Origin of the sequence: Vreelandella hamiltonii, assembly GCF_014651775.1 — a bacterium.
GTDB classification, from domain to species: Bacteria; Pseudomonadota; Gammaproteobacteria; order Pseudomonadales; family Halomonadaceae; genus Vreelandella; species Vreelandella hamiltonii.
The window spans coordinates 130,333-146,827 of record NZ_BMXN01000001.1; the positions used below are offsets into that span (position 1 = coordinate 130,333).

Below are 16,495 nucleotides of genomic sequence, written 5' to 3' on the forward strand. Positions count from 1 at the left end.
CGCTGCCGCCGCTCCCGAGCGGCGGCTATTTGTGTGAGGTTGCCATGAAAGGCCTTCCTGATGCCCGGCCCGAACGCTGGCTGGGCGCCCTGGCGTTGATCATCATCTCGCTGATCAGCCTGGGGAACGTCATCACGCGTTACATTACCGGCGGCTCTTTCTCGTTTACCGAAGAGTTCTCGGTGTTTCTGCTGGTGGTGCTGACCTTTGCGGGCGCCTCCGTCGCCTTGCGCCACGACCGGCATATTCGCCTGGGCTTTCTGGAGCGCGCCTTGCCTCCAAAGTGGCGGGGTGTCCTGATCCTGTTTCAGGCGCTGTGTGGCTTGACGGTGCTTGCGTTGATTACCTGGTACGCTGGCAAGCTGGCCTGGCAGGAACGAGAGTGGCAATCGCTTTCTCCCGGGTTGGGGTTGCCTCAATGGTGGTACTTGGCCTGGTTGCCAGTACTGACGCTGGCCATGAGCTGGCGATTGGTGCAACAGACCCGGGCGCGCTTGAAAGGGGAGTTTCCTCATGACGCCTGATATCTGGATGATTCTGGCGTTCGCGGGCCTGCTGATTGCCGGTGTGCCGGTGGCCTTCTCACTGGCGCTGGCCGGTTCTGTGGGCATTGTCGCGGGTCTCTCGCCCGACATGCTGGCGACCCTGGGCACCAACACCTATAACAGCATCGCCAAGTACCCGCTGATCGCCATTCCGCTGTTCATATTGACCGGGCTCATTTTTGAGCGGGCAGGGGTCGCGCTGCGTCTGGTGCGCTTTGCTCAGGCCTTGATTGGCCCGCGCCATGGCGGCCTGGCGCTGGTGGCCGTGCTGGTGTGCATGATCATGGGCGGCATGAGCGGCTCGGGCCCGGCCGATGCTGCCGCCGTGGCCATGGTCATGCTGCCCAGCATGACCAAAGCGGGCTACCCGAAGCCGTTTTCTGCCACGCTGATTGCTGCCTCTGCGTCGACCGCGATTCTGATCCCCCCTTCGGTAGCGCTGATTCTTTACTCCATCGTCGTGCCGGGAGTGGACCTGCGGGCACTCTTTGCCGCTGGCCTTTTTCCAGGCGTGCTGGCCGGGTTGGCACTGCTGGTACCCGCCATGCTGGTCGCCAAGCGCTACGGCTGGGAGGGCACCCCGGTGGAGGGAGCCGAGCAACTGACCGTGCGCGGCACCTTTCGTGACGCCTTGCCTGCCCTGTTTGCGCCGATCTTGATACTTGGTGGCCTGCGTTCAGGCTTGTTCACGCCTACCGAGGCCGCCGTCGTGGCCGTGGCCTACGGGGCGCTGGTGGGGCTGCTGCTGACCCGTGAGCTGACGCTGCGTGATTTATGGGAGCTGCTGGGCGAAGCCGCGATCATTTCGGGGGTGGTCATGCTGATCATTGCCCTGGCCGGTATCTTCGCCTGGGCAGGCACCATGCTGGGCACGTTCCGTCACATGGCCGAGTGGATCATCGGTTTGACGGATAACGGCGTCCTGCTGCTGATACTGGTGATGCTGGCCGTCCTGGTGGCGGGCATGCTGCTGGATGCGATCTCCATTTATCTGATCATGATGCCGATTCTGATTCCGGTGATGCAGCATTTCGAGTGGAACCCGGTATGGTTCGGCATTCTGCTGGCCATGAATATCGCCATTGGTCAGTTCACTCCGCCCGTGGCGGTCAACCTCATGGTGACCACCGAAGTCGCCAAGATTCGTCTGGAGCATACGATAGGCTGGGCAATGCTGTTCGTGCTGGCCATGGGCTGCGCGCTGGCACTGGTTGCCATTTTCCCGAGTATTGCCCTGTGGCTACCCCAGGTGCTGGGCTACAACGTTTGATGCATGGGTAATCGGGTCAGCCGGGTTGGGATACCCTATGCAAAAATGGTATGGCTGGGAGAGGCATGTTTAACGGTGACTAAACGTTACATATGCGCAAACCCCGCTAAACTTATTCCTCAGTGGCGTCTCGTGGCAACGCGTAGCAGCCCAGCCTTCGAGAGAGGCACTCGCTGCAGGGTTGCCCTCGACATCCAGGGGGTGTCTACTTGCGCGGCATGCTCAGCGGGTGCTTAGGGGCGGAAAAAACGTCTCCTGTAGCCGCAGCGGCAAGCATGAAATAGCGGCGAGCTTCGCCAAGTGGTTTTTTTTTCGCTAAAGTAGTCACCGTCGGCAGTAATTGCCGAGGTCGATAACAGACTGTCTTGACAACGTTTTGCAACCGTAGCACCTGAAGGGAACCGTTCTGCAGGTGGTTGCAAGGCGCATAACGCTCACAACATCAAGATAAAGAGGTGTATTCATGAAACGCCATGTATTTTCTACTGCGGCCTTCTCGGGCGCGTTCATTGCTGCGGCTTCCTTCGCTTCTCCGGCGGTAGCTCAGGATCGCTACATCACCATCGGTACCGGTGGCCAAACGGGCGTTTACTACGTCGTCGGTCAGTCGGTGTGCCGTATGGTCAACCGTGGCAGCGATGAGCACAACATTCGTTGTAACGCACCGTCCACCGGCGGCTCCGTTGCCAACGTCAACGGCATGAAGAGCGGCGAGCTGGACATGGGCGTTGTCCAGTCGGACGTTCAGTACCGTGCTTACAACGGTGAAGCCAACTTCGAAGAAGAAGGCGCGTGGGAAGACATGCGTGCGCTCTTCACCATGCATGGCGAGCCGCTGACCGTGGTTGCCCGTGCCGACTCCGGCATTCAAAGCATCACCGACTTCCCCGGCAAGCGCGTCAACATCGGTAACCCCGGTTCAGGCCAGCGCAATACCATGGACGTGGTGATGGATGCGTTTGGCTGGGACGAGAGCACCTTCGCTCTGGCCTCGCAGCTGGACGCTGCCGAGCAGGCGGCTGCACTGTCTGACAACAACATCGATGCCATGGTGTACGTGGTAGGCCACCCGAACGGCTCTATCCAGGAAGCCACCACCACTATCGATGCGCGTCTGGTATCGGTCACTGGCGATGAAATCGACAGCCTGATCGAAGAGTACCCCTACTACACCCGTTCCGTGATCCCGGGCGGCCTCTACCGTGGTAACGACGAAGACGTCGAAACCTTCGGTGTGGCAGCGACCTTCGTGTCTTCCACGGCAGTAGATGAAGAGGTGGCCTACGAAACGGTCAAGGCCGTGTTCGAGAACTTCGATCGCTTCAAGCGTCTGCACCCGGCGTTCGAAAACCTGAACGAAGAAGACATGATCTCCGACGGTCTGACGGCGCCGCTGCACGATGGCGCAGCACGTTACTACCGTGAGCGTGGCTGGATCGAATAAGTCTTGAAAAGCGATGCTGCTGGCTAAGGTGAGCAGCCTCGCGATGAGTGATAAAGCGCGGGCACCTTGGGTGTCCGCGCTTCTTGTTGAAAGTACTGATTCACAGTGCTGACCATTAGGCAGGGCAAGCGTATGCGTGATGACAAACAACCTTCGGCAGCCGCGGGAAGCGACCTGGAGGATATGGTCGCTTCCAGCGATACAGGGGCAAGGAAACCCCTGGGCGTGCCGGGTAAGCTGCTGGTAAGTATTGCAGCTGCCTGGTCGCTGTTTCAGCTATGGATTGCATCGCCACTTCCTTTCATGCTCGGGTTCGGCGTTTTCAACTCTACGGAAGCGCGCTCCATTCACCTGGCATTTGCGCTGTTTCTGGCCTTCATGGCCTATCCTGCGTTCAAGCGCTCGCCGCGTGATCGCGTGCCCCTGCTGGATTGGGGATTGGCTGCGGTTGCCGCCTTCTGCGGCGCCTATCTGTTTCTGTTCTTTGGTGATTTGGCTCAGCGTCCGGGCAGGCCCATCACCCAGGACGTGGTGGTCGGCGTCGTCGGCATTGTGCTGCTGCTGGAAGCCGCCCGTCGTGCGTTAGGGCCACCGCTGATGATCGTGGCCGGGGTGTTTATCGCCTATTCCTTGTTCGGGCCTTATATGCCAGGCATTCTTGCCCACCGTGGGGTCAGCCTGAACGGCTTGATCAACCACCAGTGGTTGGGCACGCAAGGGGTGTTTGGTATCGCGGTCGGCGTATCTACCAGTTTCGTTTTCCTGTTCGTACTGTTTGGCGCCTTGCTGGATAAAGCCGGGGCCGGTAACTATTTCATCAAAGTGGCCTTCTCGCTGCTGGGGCACTTCAAGGGCGGTCCGGCCAAGGCAGCGGTGGTGGCCTCGGGCATGACGGGACTGATTTCGGGCTCTTCGATTGCCAATACGGTCACCACCGGTACCTTTACCATCCCCATGATGAAACGCGTCGGCTTCAGCTCGGAGAAAGCGGGCGCGGTGGAAGTCGCTTCTTCGGTGAATGGCCAGATCATGCCGCCGGTCATGGGGGCTGCCGCCTTCCTGATGGTGGAGTATGTCGGCATTCCCTATGTGGAAGTCATCAAGCATGCGTTCCTGCCGGCCATCATTTCCTACATTGCATTGATCTATATCGTTCACCTCGAGGCACTGAAGGCGAACATGACCGGTCTGCCGTCCAGCAACCCGGCACGCCCGTTGATCAACAAGGTGCTGGGCTTCCTGACCGGCCTGATTCTGATCATGGCTCTCTCGTTTGCGGTCTATTATGGCCTGGGGTGGCTGAAACCCCTGTTGGGTGATGCGACCCCATGGGTCGTCGCAGTGCTGCTGGCAGTGGCCTACGTGGGCCTGCTGAAAATCGGGGCGGGCTACCCTGAGCTGGAGATGGACGACCCCAACTCCAAGGTCGTCACGCTGCCTCAGACGCGTCCCACGGTCATGGTCGGGCTGCACTACATCCTGCCGGTCGTGGTGCTGGTCTGGTGCTTGATGGTCGAACGGCTCTCGCCGGGACTGTCTGCCTTCTGGGCAACCGTGTTCATGATCTTCATCATGCTCACCCAGCGTCCGATCATTGCCCTGTTCCGTGGTCGCAGCAAGATGGCCGCCGACATCAAGGAAGGTTTCCTTGATTTATGGGATGGTCTGGTGGCCGGTGCCCGCAACATGATCGGGATCGGTATTGCCACGGCCACTGCCGGCATCGTGGTCGGTGCGGTATCCCAGACTGGCGTAGGCCTGGTGCTGGCCGACGTGGTCGAAGTGCTGTCGGGCGGCAATCTGATGATGATCCTGCTGCTGACGGCGCTGCTCAGCCTGATCCTGGGCATGGGGCTACCGACCACCGCCAACTACATCGTGGTATCGGCTCTGATGGCCCCCGTCATCGTCCTGTTGGGCCAGCAGAACGGCTTGATCGTGCCGCTGATTGCCGTGCACCTGTTCGTGTTCTACTTCGGTATCATGGCCGACGTGACGCCCCCGGTGGGCCTGGCGTCGTTTGCGGCGGCGGCGGTTTCGGGGGGCGATCCTCTGCGGACGGGCTTCCAGGCGTTCTATTACAGCCTGCGCACGGCGGCGCTGCCGTTCCTGTTCATCTTCAATACCGACCTGCTGCTGATCGACGTTTCGTTCCTGCAGGGGATCGTGGTGTTCATCATCGCGACCATTGCCATGTTGATCTTCGCGGCGGGAACCCAAGGCTACATGCTGGTTCGCAGCCGCTGGTACGAGTCGCTGCTGCTGCTACTGGTTGCCTTTACCCTGTTCCGCCCCGGTTATTGGATGGACCGCATCCATGATCCGTACGAGTCGGTGCCGCCAGCACAGTTTGCAGAAGCGCTTGGGCAAGTCGAGGATGGCAGTAACCTGCGCGTGCAAATCGCGGGAGAAGACAACTTCGGTGACCCCATGACCACGTATATTCTGGTGCCCGTGCCGCGTGGCGACTCTGCTGAAGAACGCATGGAGCGTCTGGGCATGGAGCTGTGGGTAGACGGTGATCAGGCCACGGTCGATTTCGTGCAGTTCGGCGGTCTGGCACAGGATCTGGGCTTTGATTTCGATCAGGAAATCCTCGAAGTGCTGGCGCCCGTCGACCGCTGGGCAAAAGAGTGGATGTGGATACCCGGGTTCGTCCTCTTTGCCTTTGTCGTCATGCTGCAGCGCCGTCGTCGCGAGAAAGAGCGTACGGCCATGGCCACCACCACCTGAGGAGACCACGATCATGTATCAGAAGATCCTGCTGCCGGTGGACCTGAACGAAGAAGCGTCATGGAAGAAGGCGCTGCCCACGGCAGTGACATTGTGCCAGACCTTTGGAGCATCGCTGCATATCGTGACGGTACTGCCAGAGTTCAAGATGCCCATGGTGGGGGCCTACTTTCCGAAAAATTTCTCGGAAAAAGCCCACTCGGCCATCAAGGAGGCGCAGCACACGTTCATCAAGGAGCAGGTGCCTGAAGGGATCAAGACCCAAAGCGTGATCGTCGATGGCTCGCCCTGGGAGGCCATCATCAAGGTCGGCAAGAAAATCGATGCCGACCTGATCGTGATGGCCTCGCATACCAAGCGCAAGTTCGTCGATTATGTGCTGGGCCCCAACGCCGAGCACGTCGTGCATCATGCCAAAGTGTCGGTCATGATCGTGCGCTAACCACTCGCTTCGAAAGCACCCAAGCAACGCGCCAGGCATCTAGCCTGGCGCGTTTTTTTGCATATTACCCAGCGCTAACGCATCGAATTATTCGTTGGTAATGGACCCTCTTGAGGATTTTTTGTACGTGACTCCATGAAAGCGCTTCGCCCGGAAACAACTCAACTACATTAAAAGAGCATTAAGCCATTAACGTGGAATTAATGGTGTCATCACACAGGGTAAGCATTTGCCTGAGTGTTTGGTGCGACAACGCCATCTGGGGTAAATCACGGGAGTTACGCCATGAATGCAACAACAAAAACACAGCCAGTGGCAGGTGTGCCCAACGTCAAGATCACTATCAACAAGGTGGGCATGGACAGGCCAAGAGCCTGGCTGGCCGCTGGCGTAGAGGATTTTCGTCGTGCGTCCGCCATCAGTCTAGCGTACGGACTGTTCTGGGTGGGCTTGAGTATTGCCATTACGGCTGGGGCCTTCACGCTGGGTTACTGGTACTGGCTGCTGCCCATGATTGCCGGGTTCATGTTCGTGGGGCCGTTAGTGGCCGTTGGGTCTTACGGTATCAGCCGTGCCCTTGAGCAGGGACGTGTCCCCAACCTGGGCGATGCGTTTGGCAGTTGGAAGCCCCATGCGGGTCAGTTGGCCATGATGGGCGTGATGATGATGATTTTCTTCCTCGCCTGGATTCGCTTGGCCACGCTGCTGTTCGCGCTATTCTTCGGTTTTGAAGTGCCGAGCCCCGCTACGCTGTATACCGCGCTGCTCACTACGCCCGAGGGGTTGGGAATGTTGGCCGTTGGCACAGTGGCAGGAGGAGTGCTTGCCTTTGGCGCGTTTGCGATCAGCGTGGTGGCCATTCCGACGCTGATGGATCAAGACCTGACCTTCATGGAAGGCATCGAAGCCAGCGTGCGCTGCGTGGCACGCAATTTCCGCCCGATGCTGCTGTGGGCCGCCATCCTGACCGGCTGTGTGCTGGTGGGTGTCATGACGTTCTATATCGGCTTGGCACTGATTCTGCCCGTGCTTGGGCATGCCAGCTGGCACGCCTACGAAGAGCTGGTGCGCTTTGAGCCCATCGAGCAGCTGAAGACGTGATAATACGTTGATGCAATGTCACCTCGGTAGGAGGATGTCATTCGCGACGGGCCAAAAACATCGTAATTAGCCTGACCTGTGAATCGAGATGGCGTACCCTAGGCGCCATCTCTTTTTATTTTGTCCCTGTCGCAAGGCTTGATTCGCGTGGTGCGCTCAGGGCAATACGATACGAGGGCATAGTAGTGAAAGCGATGTTATTGGGGTGGATCATGCTGGCGTTCAGCATTCCTCATGCAGTGCTGGCAGAGACGACAAAGCCGCTGGGAGCGCCTGAAGGGCCTGTCATTCTCACGGTCGACGGTGGCATCGGAGCCACCAACGCAGAGCAACAGGCACAATTCGACCATGAGATGCTGCTGGCGTTGCCGCAGCACTCGTTTACCACCGGGACACCGTGGACAGAAGGCAAAAGCCACTACCGTGGGCCGTTGATGCGCACGTTGCTGGAGTTCCTGGAGAGCGAGGGAGATACCGTCAACGTTGCCGCGCTGAATGGTTACGAGGCGGAAATCCCGATCAGTGACTTTTACGACTACGATGTCATTCTCGCGCTGGAGCGCGATGATCAAGCCATCCCGATTCGTGAGTATGGCCCGCTATGGGTGCTTTACCCTTTCGATCATGACGAAGCACTGCTGAGCGAGCGCATGCGCTTCAGGGCAGTCTGGCAGGTAATGCATATCAATGTCCGCCAGTGAGTCTACGCCTCGGGCACCTCGCTTGCTGCGTTACCCTCGGCGTCTCAAGCTGCTGGCCATCATCACGGTGCTGCTGTTTGCCGCCGCACTGGTGGTGGCAGGGCTCTCCGCATGGCGCCAGGACAACCTGACCCAGAGCTTGCGTGAAGATACGGCCTGGGTGGTCTATAAACTCGATCGCGATGCCGTTCAGCTATTGAATCATCTGCTGGCAGAAACGCGTACTTCGCTCTCTCCCACCGCTCAAGACGCGCTCAACCTGAGGTTCGAGCTGCTCTACAGCCGCATCACGCTGCTGCGAGAAGGCGAGGTGAGTTCGCTATTGCAGAGTATCAGCGCGGCGAGGGAGCTATTGGCGTCGATTCAACAGCAACTGGATCGGCTTGACCCCATGTTCGAGCCCTATGCCGTGCTGACCCCACTGCCCATCACGGAACTGGAAACAGAGCTGCAGGCCCTCACTCGCCTGACCGAACGTTTCGTGATTGCGATCAATGGCTATCTCGCCGAGTCGGCAACAGAAGAGCGCGCCTTGTTGAGCACGCTGTACAAGCTGCTCATTACGCTGCTGTTCGGAATGAGCGTGGCCGTCTTGCTGGTCATTGCGTTTTTGGTGCGTGAAATGCGGGAAAGCGCGGCCGCGCGCCGTGAACAGGAGCAGCTGGGCAAACAGCTCCAGGTGACCGCTCGCCAGGCGCAAGCGGCCAACCATGCCAAATCCGATTTCCTGGCCATGGTCAGCCATGAAATTCGTACGCCTCTGAACGGCGTGATCGGGATGAGCGAACTGCTGCGTGAGCCTGCCAGCCCTGCTCAGGTAGAAGATTACGCCCGAACGATCCACGAGAGCGCCAATCAGCTGCTGGCCATGATCAACGAGATTCTCGACTTCTCCAAGATCGAGGCAGGTCATTTGACGCTGGAAACGATCCCCACGGCGCTCACCCCCTTGGTGGAAGGCGTCATGGCACTGTTCGAACCCAGGGCTCAGGCCAAGGGCGTGCAGCTCGCGCTGGATATCGATGCGCTGGTGCCCGCCTGGGTCATGATCGATGCTGGTCGGCTGCGCCAGATTCTGCTCAATCTGATCGCCAACGCCATCAAGTTCACCGATCATGGCAGCGTCACCATCCGCGTCAGTTCTACCGTCAACGCACTGGTATTTGAAATCCGCGATACCGGGTGCGGCATTCACCCTGAACAGCAGGCATCCTTGTTCGAACCCTTTCAGCAGGCCGACGAGAGCGTCGCCAGGCGCTACGGGGGTACCGGGCTGGGGCTGGCGATTTGCAAGCGCTTGTGCGAAGCCATGCAGGGCCGCATGGGAGTGAACAGCGAGCCTGGTCAGGGCAGTACATTCTGGTGTGAGCTGCCTTTGGTCGAAGCAAGCCCGATCGATGCTCCCTTGCCCGTCGTTCCTTCCAAGGATTTTGCGGGGTTCTCGCTACTGCTGGTAGAAGATAATGCCGTCAATCGGAAAGTGGCCGTGGGCTTGCTCTCGCGACTGGGGTGTGAAGTGGTGTGTGCCGAAAATGGCCATGAAGCGCTGAACATGGTCAAGCGTCAGCCAGTACACCTGGTGTTCATGGATATCCAGCTGCCCGATATGAGCGGCATCGAGGTCACGCGTCGACTGCGCCAACAGGCAGGCTGGTGTCAGCAGGTGCCCATCATCGCCATGACCGCGGGCGGAGCAGACGATGACCGTCAGCGCTGTCTGGCCGCCGGGATGAACGATTACATCACCAAGCCGCTATCGCTGCTGGCATTGAGCAATGTGCTGGCACTGCACCTGACCGAACAGCACGGGCAGCTTCTACCCAGCATGCCTGAGACACGGGAAGAGCATGATGACGCGTGCCTGTTGGACGAGTCCGCACTGCAAACGCTGTTGGCCTCGTTGGGTAGCGAGAGTGTGACCCAACTGATCGTGCTTTATCACCAGCAAGTCAGCGACTATACCGCGCAGCTAGCCGGCTACTTCTCCCGTGAAGGGCACGTGGGCAGCGAACAGGCACTGCAAGTGAAGCGGCTAGCGCACCAGCTGCGCGGCGAGTCGTTGAGCATCGGAGCCGAGCGGTTGGCTGCCGAGGCCAAGCGCCTGGAGCTGATGGCCGATATGCCTGCGCCCGAAGGTGAGCAACTGATGCGTGCATTCAGCAGCGTACGCCACTGCGCAGGTCGTACTCATGCAGCGCTGGAGAAATGGCGTCGTGACCATCAACTCTACTGACAGCGGTATTCGTACGGCTGCAAGTCGCCATGCCGACCCCGCTCAGGCGGCCGCAGAGCTGGCCTCCCAACTGCACCACCCCAATGCGGGCTTTTTGCTGTTCTTTTGCAGCGCGGAGTACCCATTGGAGGCATTGGCAACGGCGCTTGGTGCTGCCTTTGGTGAGCTGCCCATCAGCGGTTGTACCACGGCAGGTGAGCTGACTCCGCAAGGTTACGAGCGAGGGTCCATTGTCGCCATATGTCTCGATCAGCGGTTTTTCGCCGTCGAAACGGCATTGATCGACGATCTCGAAGGTTTTGATCTCGCCGTGGCTCAGTCACTGGTCGACACCTTGCTGGATCATTGTCGGCAGCAGGCGGTGGCGCCCGTCAATGAACACAGCTTTGCGCTCACGCTGCTGGATGGCTTGTCGAGCCGAGAAGAGCAGGTGCTGGCCACTCTGGATGCCGCGCTGGGGCGCATTCCCAGCTTCGGAGGCTCGGCCGGTGACGACAATCATCTGTCCCATACCCATGTCTACGCGAATGGCCGCTTTCACACCCAGGCTGCCGTGGTGGTGATGATCAATACTCAGCTGCCGTTCGAGGTGTTTTCCACGCACCATTTGCGGCCCCTGGCGCACAAGCTGGTGGTGACGGCGGTCGACCATGAGCAGCGGCGGGTACATGAGCTGAATGGGTTGCCTGCGGCCCAGCTCTATGCCGAACTGGTAGGGCGTCCGGTGGCGGCACTGGACCCCGTGGTATTTGCCCGGCACCCGCTGGCCGTGCGGTTGGGAGGCCAGCACTACATTCGCTCCATCCAGCGTGTCAATGACGACGACAGCCTGAGTTTCTACTGTGCCGTTGAAAATGGCATCGTACTCACGGCCATGCAGCCAGCCCCCTTGTTGGAGAACCTGGCGACCATGCTGGCACGGGTGGAAGCTCGCCTGGGGGCACCAGTGGCCATTCTTGGTTGTGACTGTTTTTTGCGGCGCATGGCGCTCGAGTCGTTGGGCCAGCTGGCTCAGGCCTCGATGCTGCTGCGCCATGCCAACGTGGTCGGTTTCAATACCTATGGTGAGCAGCATCATGGCATGCATGTGAATCAGACGTTTACGGGGGTGGCCTTTGGCGCTCTTCCAGCCTCCTGAGCAACACGGTGAACAGCCGACTCTGGCAACGCTGCAGGAGGAAAATCGCCGTTTGCGCAAAGTATGCCAAGCGTTGATGGAGCGCGTGGAGTCAGGCGGCAGTCCCAGCGGCGCCCCGTATGCCGCGTTCGAACGCTCAGTGCTGCTGGCCGAGCAGGTGCGCGAGCGCACCGATGCCCTGCATCGCGCGCTGGATGAGCTTGGGCGCGTGAATGCTCGGCTGTTGGCGGCCAATGCGCAGGCCGAAGCCGCCAACCTCTCCAAGACCCGCTTTCTGGCGGCGGTCAGCCACGACTTGCTGCAGCCCTTGAACGCCGCACGGCTGTTTGCCAGCGCCTTGGAAACGCATACGTTGCCCGATACCTCCCAGGCGTTGGTGGGGCATATCGGCCGCTCCTTGAAGGATGTCGAAGGCCTGCTGGGCACGCTGGTGGACATTTCAAGGCTGGACGCCGGGGTGCTCCACGCCGACAAGGCACCCTTTGCCGTGAGTACCCTGCTGGATGCGCTGGCCGAAGAGTATCGTCAGGTGGCTGCCGTGCGCGGCTTGTCGTTTCACTACGTGGCGTCTCGGGCCTGGGTGGACTCGGATCTGGCACTGCTGGCGCGAGTGGTGCGCAACTTCCTGAGTAACGCCGTGCGCTACACCGAACAGGGGCACCTGCTGCTGGGATGTCGGCGACGCGCCAACGGGCTCGAGATCATGGTGGGGGATACGGGCACCGGCATTCCTGAAGCGCAGCGGCAGGCGATCTTTCTCGAATTTCGCCGTGCCAGCCAGCCGCAGGGGGACCACAGCCGCGGGCTTGGGCTGGGCCTGGCCATCGTCGACCGTATCAGCGCCATGCTGGAACACCCGATTGCGCTTACGTCGCGCCCCGGGCGCGGCTCCCTGTTCTCCATTCTCGTGCCCTATGCGGGATCGGCCGGTGCCGTGTCTGCAAGCGGGGTAGACGCTGGTTGGTGGCACGAAGACCCTCTACAGGGCTGCGTGGTGTGGGTGGTGGATGATGACCCGGCCATCCTCGCGGGCATGCAGGCGCTGCTCGGCGGTTGGGGTTGCCGCGTGCGTGCTGCCGCTACGGTGAGTGCGCTGGAGGCGGCCAGTGACGGGGAGCGACCTGCGGTTCTGCTGGTGGATTATCATCTGGGTGAGCATCGCGAAAATGGTATCGATCTGGCCGCGCGACTGCGGCGGCGTTATCCCGGCTTGGCGACCGTCGTCATTACCGCCAACCACGAAGCCGCGGTCAAGCGCGCCTCTCGGGAGGCGGGCCTGCACTACTTGCTGAAACCCCTGAAGCCCCTGCGGCTCAAGATGCTGCTGGGAAGCCTGCTGGAGAGCCGCCAGCCCGGATAAGGCGCGTTGGCTCAATCGACGGATTTACCCGACAGACCGGCAGTGCGCTGGGCGATATGGCTGCTCAAGTCCTCTTCGCCGGCCAGTACGATGGCGTGTACGCGACTGGACGCGCCCAGCTTGCGCAGGATGGCGGAAACATGGGTCTTGACGGTGGTTTCGGCAATCGTCAGTTCCCGCGCGATCTGCTTGTTCGACATCCCTTGGCTCATGCAGCTCAACACATCCAACTGCTTGTCGGTCAAGCGCGGTAGGCGCGCGGGTCGTTCGACGTCCTGGAGGGTGGCCGACGAGGAGACGCTGGCCGCGACAGGTGCGCGTTGGGCAGGAGGGCGGCGCATGATATCGGCAGGCAGATACAGCTGGCCCTGGAGTATCTGCTCCAGCGCCGACAACAGCTGCTGACTGGGTGTGGACTTGGGGATATAGCCCACCGCGCCTTGGGTGATGGCATCCAGCACCAGCTGGCGCTCCTGATGCGCCGAGACGATGGCTACCGGCAGCCAGGGAAAGGCGTTGCGCAACGTTTTCAACCCTTCCAGGCCGTCGGCATCCGGCAGGCTCAAGTCCAGTAGCAGCAAGTCCAGCGTGTCGTGTGCCTCGATATGCGCCATGGCTGCCGCCAGGCTGTCAGCCTCCAACAGCCGCGTGTCTGCCAGCCCGCCGCGGATGACCGCTTGAAGCGCGTCGCGAAACAGCGGGTGGTCATCGGCCACTAGTAGCGAATACATGGCATCTCCTACCAAGGAATGAGGGTGCATCCTGCCATTGGGCGATATCGGGATTGCCTTCGGTGGCCAACACTGAATAGGCACCTTTTAATAATCATAATACTCAGGAGCAGCACCATGATCTACGCCAACCCAGGTGAATCGGGCTCAGTCGTCTCGTTCGAAAAACGCTATGGCAACTACATCGGCGGTGAGTTCGTGCCACCGGTGAAGGGCCAATACTTCGACAACATTAGCCCAGTCAATGGCAAAGTGTTCTGTGAAATTCCCCGCTCCAGCGCCGAAGACATCGAAAAAGCGCTGGATGCCGCCCATCAGGCAGCGCCTGCCTGGGGCAAGACCTCCGCGCAAGAGCGCAGCAACATTCTGCTCAAGATCGCCGACCGCATAGAGCAAAACCTCGAAATGCTGGCCGTGGCCGAAACGTGGGATAACGGTAAGGCCGTGCGGGAAACGCTCAATGCCGATATTCCGCTGGCGGTCGACCATTTCCGTTACTTCGCGGGCTGCCTGCGGTCCCAGGAGGGCACCGCTGCCGACATCGACGCCAATACCGTGGCCTATCACTTTCACGAGCCGCTGGGAGTCGTTGGGCAAATCATCCCCTGGAACTTCCCCATTCTGATGGCTGCCTGGAAGCTTGGCCCCGCGCTGGCCGCCGGTAACTGCGTGGTGCTCAAGCCCGCCGAGCAGACGCCCGCTTCCATTTTGAAAGTGGTCGAGCTGATCGGTGACCTGCTGCCGCCAGGCGTGCTCAATATCGTCAACGGTTTCGGCGCGGAAGCCGGTCAGGCGCTGGCGACCAGCAAGCGTATTGCCAAGATTGCCTTTACCGGCTCGACGCCCGTAGGGTCGCATATTCTCAAGTGCGCGGCCGAGAACATCATTCCCTCTACTGTTGAGCTGGGCGGCAAGTCGCCCAATATCTACTTCGCCGATATCATGCAGGCCGAACCGTCCTTCATCGATAAGGCGGTTGAGGGCCTGGTGCTGGCTTTCTTCAACCAGGGCGAAGTGTGTACCTGCCCGTCGCGTGCGCTGATTCAGGAGAGCATGTACGACGAGTTCATGGCCAAAGTGCTCGAACGCACCAAAACCATCAAGCGCGGCAACCCGCTGGATACCGACGTTCAAGTGGGTGCCCAAGCCTCTCAGGAGCAGTTCGACAAGATCATGTCCTACATGGACATCGCCCGTGACGAGGGCGCGGAGTTCCTCACTGGGGGTGACAAGGAGACCCTCGACGACAGCATCAACAGCGGTTACTACATTCAGCCCACGCTGCTGAAAGGCAATAACCAGATGCGCGTGTTCCAGGAAGAGATCTTTGGCCCGGTGGTGGCCGTCACGACCTTCAAGGACGAAGAGGAAGCGCTGGCCATTGCCAACGACACCGAGTTTGGCCTGGGGGCAGGCGTGTGGAGTCGCGACATCAACGTGGCCTTCCGCATGGGGCGTGGCATTCAGGCAGGCCGCGTGTGGACCAACTGCTACCACCAGTACCCGGCCCATGCGGCCTTCGGTGGCTACAAGAAGTCCGGGGTTGGTCGTGAAACCCACAAGGTCGCGCTGGAGCACTACCAGCAGACCAAAAACCTGCTGGTCAGCTACGACATCAATCCGCTGGGCTTTTTCTAGCCTGCGTCTATGTATAACGCCGCCCGGCATCTGCCGGGCGGTATTGTCAGTCCCCCCTGACGCTGACTCTATTGATAAGAGCCGTTTTCAAATGGCCGTATCGACCATCAAGAGGAGTTGCACATGGATAGCACAATGCGCGCGGCAGTGGTTCGCGAGTTTGGCCAGCCGCTGGTCATCGAAGAAGTCGATGTACCTCGTCCCAAACAGGGCGAAGTATTGATGAAAGTGGCGGCCTCCGGGGTTTGCCATACCGATTTACACGCCGCCCACGGTGATTGGCCGGTCAAGCCTTCGCCACCGTTCATTCCCGGGCATGAGGGCGTCGGCTACATCGTGGCCGTGGGAGAGGGCGTCTCCCACGTCAAAGAGGGGGACCGCATTGGTGTGCCCTGGCTCTACTCCGCCTGTGGCTACTGCGAGCACTGCCTGGGCGGGTGGGAGACGCTGTGCGAATCTCAGCAAAACACCGGCTATAGCGTCAACGGCGGCTTTGCCGACTATACATTGGCAGATGCAGGCTATGTGGGGCGCCTGCCGGAGTCGGTGGATTTCATCGGCATCGCTCCGGTGCTGTGCGCTGGGGTGACGGTCTATAAAGGCTTGAAGATGACCGACACTCGCCCGGGCCAGTGGGTGGTGATCTCCGGGATTGGTGGGCTGGGGCACATGGCCGTGCAGTATGCCAAGGCCATGGGGCTGAACGTCGCAGCGGTGGATATCGATGACGGCAAGCTGGCCCTGGCTGAACGCCTGGGAGCGACGGTGACGGTCAACGCCATGAAAACTGACCCGGCGGCCTATCTGAAGAAGAACATTGGCGGAGCCCATGGGGCATTGGTCACGGCCGTTTCACCGAAAGCCTTCGATCAGGCGCAAAACATGCTGCGTCGCGGTGGCACGCTGGTGCTGAATGGGCTGCCGCCTGGTGATTTCCCGCTGCCGATCTTCAGCACGGTACTCAACGGCATTACCATTCGCGGGTCCATCGTCGGTACACGCAGCGACCTGCAGGAAGCGCTGGACTTCGCCGCCGAAGGCAAGGTCACGGCCACAGTAGCCACCGACACGCTGGACAACATCAACGACGTTTTCCAACGCATGATCGACGGCAAGATCGAAGGCCGTATCGTATTGGACATGGCGAGCTAATCGCCAG

The 16,495-nt window shown here is 60.1% G+C and carries 13 protein-coding genes; 12 read left to right on the forward strand and 1 reads right to left on the reverse strand.

Annotated elements, in window-relative coordinates; all coding sequences use genetic code 11:
• Positions 1-44: 44 nt before the first annotated feature.
• From IE091_RS00630 to IE091_RS00675, 10 genes are all read left to right on the forward strand, one after another.
• On the forward strand, positions 45-524 hold the full coding sequence (locus IE091_RS00630; RefSeq protein WP_039175441.1) for a TRAP transporter small permease: 480 nt from the start codon (positions 45-47) through the stop codon (positions 522-524).
• A complete protein-coding gene (locus IE091_RS00635; RefSeq protein WP_039175444.1) occupies positions 514-1,815 on the forward strand; it encodes a TRAP transporter large permease in 1,302 nt (433 codons plus the stop codon). Before IE091_RS00630 ends, IE091_RS00635 begins: the two co-directional genes overlap by 11 nt.
• Before the next feature lie 463 nt (positions 1,816-2,278).
• Positions 2,279-3,259: a TAXI family TRAP transporter solute-binding subunit gene (locus IE091_RS00640; RefSeq protein WP_144979621.1), complete on the forward strand. Its 981-nt coding sequence runs from the start codon at positions 2,279-2,281 to the stop codon at positions 3,257-3,259.
• Between the two features lie 132 nt (positions 3,260-3,391).
• Positions 3,392-5,992: a TRAP transporter permease gene (locus IE091_RS00645; protein ID WP_189462546.1), complete on the forward strand. Its 2,601-nt coding sequence runs from the start codon at positions 3,392-3,394 to the stop codon at positions 5,990-5,992.
• A 13-nt stretch (positions 5,993-6,005) separates the two neighbouring features.
• Positions 6,006-6,434 carry a universal stress protein gene (locus IE091_RS00650; RefSeq protein ID WP_039175450.1) on the forward strand — a complete coding sequence of 143 codons (429 nt, stop codon included), beginning with the start codon at positions 6,006-6,008 and terminating at the stop codon, positions 6,432-6,434.
• Between the two features lie 285 nt (positions 6,435-6,719).
• Positions 6,720-7,535: a DUF2189 domain-containing protein gene (locus tag IE091_RS00655; RefSeq protein ID WP_039175452.1), complete on the forward strand. Its 816-nt coding sequence runs from the start codon at positions 6,720-6,722 to the stop codon at positions 7,533-7,535.
• 194 nt (positions 7,536-7,729) lie between these two features.
• On the forward strand, positions 7,730-8,236 hold the full coding sequence (locus tag IE091_RS00660) for a putative pterin-binding protein (RefSeq protein WP_229800673.1): 507 nt from the start codon (positions 7,730-7,732) through the stop codon (positions 8,234-8,236).
• The gene (locus IE091_RS00665; protein ID WP_189462547.1) at positions 8,223-10,469 is read left to right on the forward strand and encodes an ATP-binding protein; all 2,247 of its coding nucleotides are present in this window, start codon (positions 8,223-8,225) and stop codon (positions 10,467-10,469) included. Before IE091_RS00660 ends, IE091_RS00665 begins: the two co-directional genes overlap by 14 nt.
• Positions 10,426-11,607, forward strand: coding sequence for a nitric oxide-sensing protein NosP (nosP, locus tag IE091_RS00670; protein ID WP_422822506.1), 1,182 nt, complete (start codon positions 10,426-10,428; stop codon positions 11,605-11,607). Before IE091_RS00665 ends, nosP begins: the two co-directional genes overlap by 44 nt.
• On the forward strand, positions 11,585-12,967 hold the full coding sequence (locus tag IE091_RS00675; protein WP_189462549.1) for an ATP-binding response regulator: 1,383 nt from the start codon (positions 11,585-11,587) through the stop codon (positions 12,965-12,967). Before nosP ends, IE091_RS00675 begins: the two co-directional genes overlap by 23 nt.
• Positions 12,968-12,978: 11 nt before the next feature.
• On the opposite strand, the gene IE091_RS00680 is transcribed toward IE091_RS00675, so the two are convergent.
• The gene (locus IE091_RS00680; protein WP_189462550.1) at positions 12,979-13,698 is read right to left on the reverse strand and encodes a response regulator; all 720 of its coding nucleotides are present in this window, start codon (positions 13,696-13,698) and stop codon (positions 12,979-12,981) included.
• A gap of 117 nt (positions 13,699-13,815) precedes the next feature.
• Between IE091_RS00680 and exaC the strand changes: the two genes are divergently transcribed.
• Together exaC and adhP are read left to right on the forward strand one after the other, a co-directional pair.
• Positions 13,816-15,336 carry an acetaldehyde dehydrogenase ExaC gene (gene exaC / locus IE091_RS00685; RefSeq protein ID WP_189462551.1) on the forward strand — a complete coding sequence of 507 codons (1,521 nt, stop codon included), beginning with the start codon at positions 13,816-13,818 and terminating at the stop codon, positions 15,334-15,336.
• A gap of 123 nt (positions 15,337-15,459) precedes the next feature.
• Entirely contained in the window at positions 15,460-16,488 is a 1,029-nt protein-coding gene (adhP, locus tag IE091_RS00690) for an alcohol dehydrogenase AdhP (RefSeq protein WP_189462552.1), read from the forward strand.
• Positions 16,489-16,495: the final 7 nt, after the last annotated feature.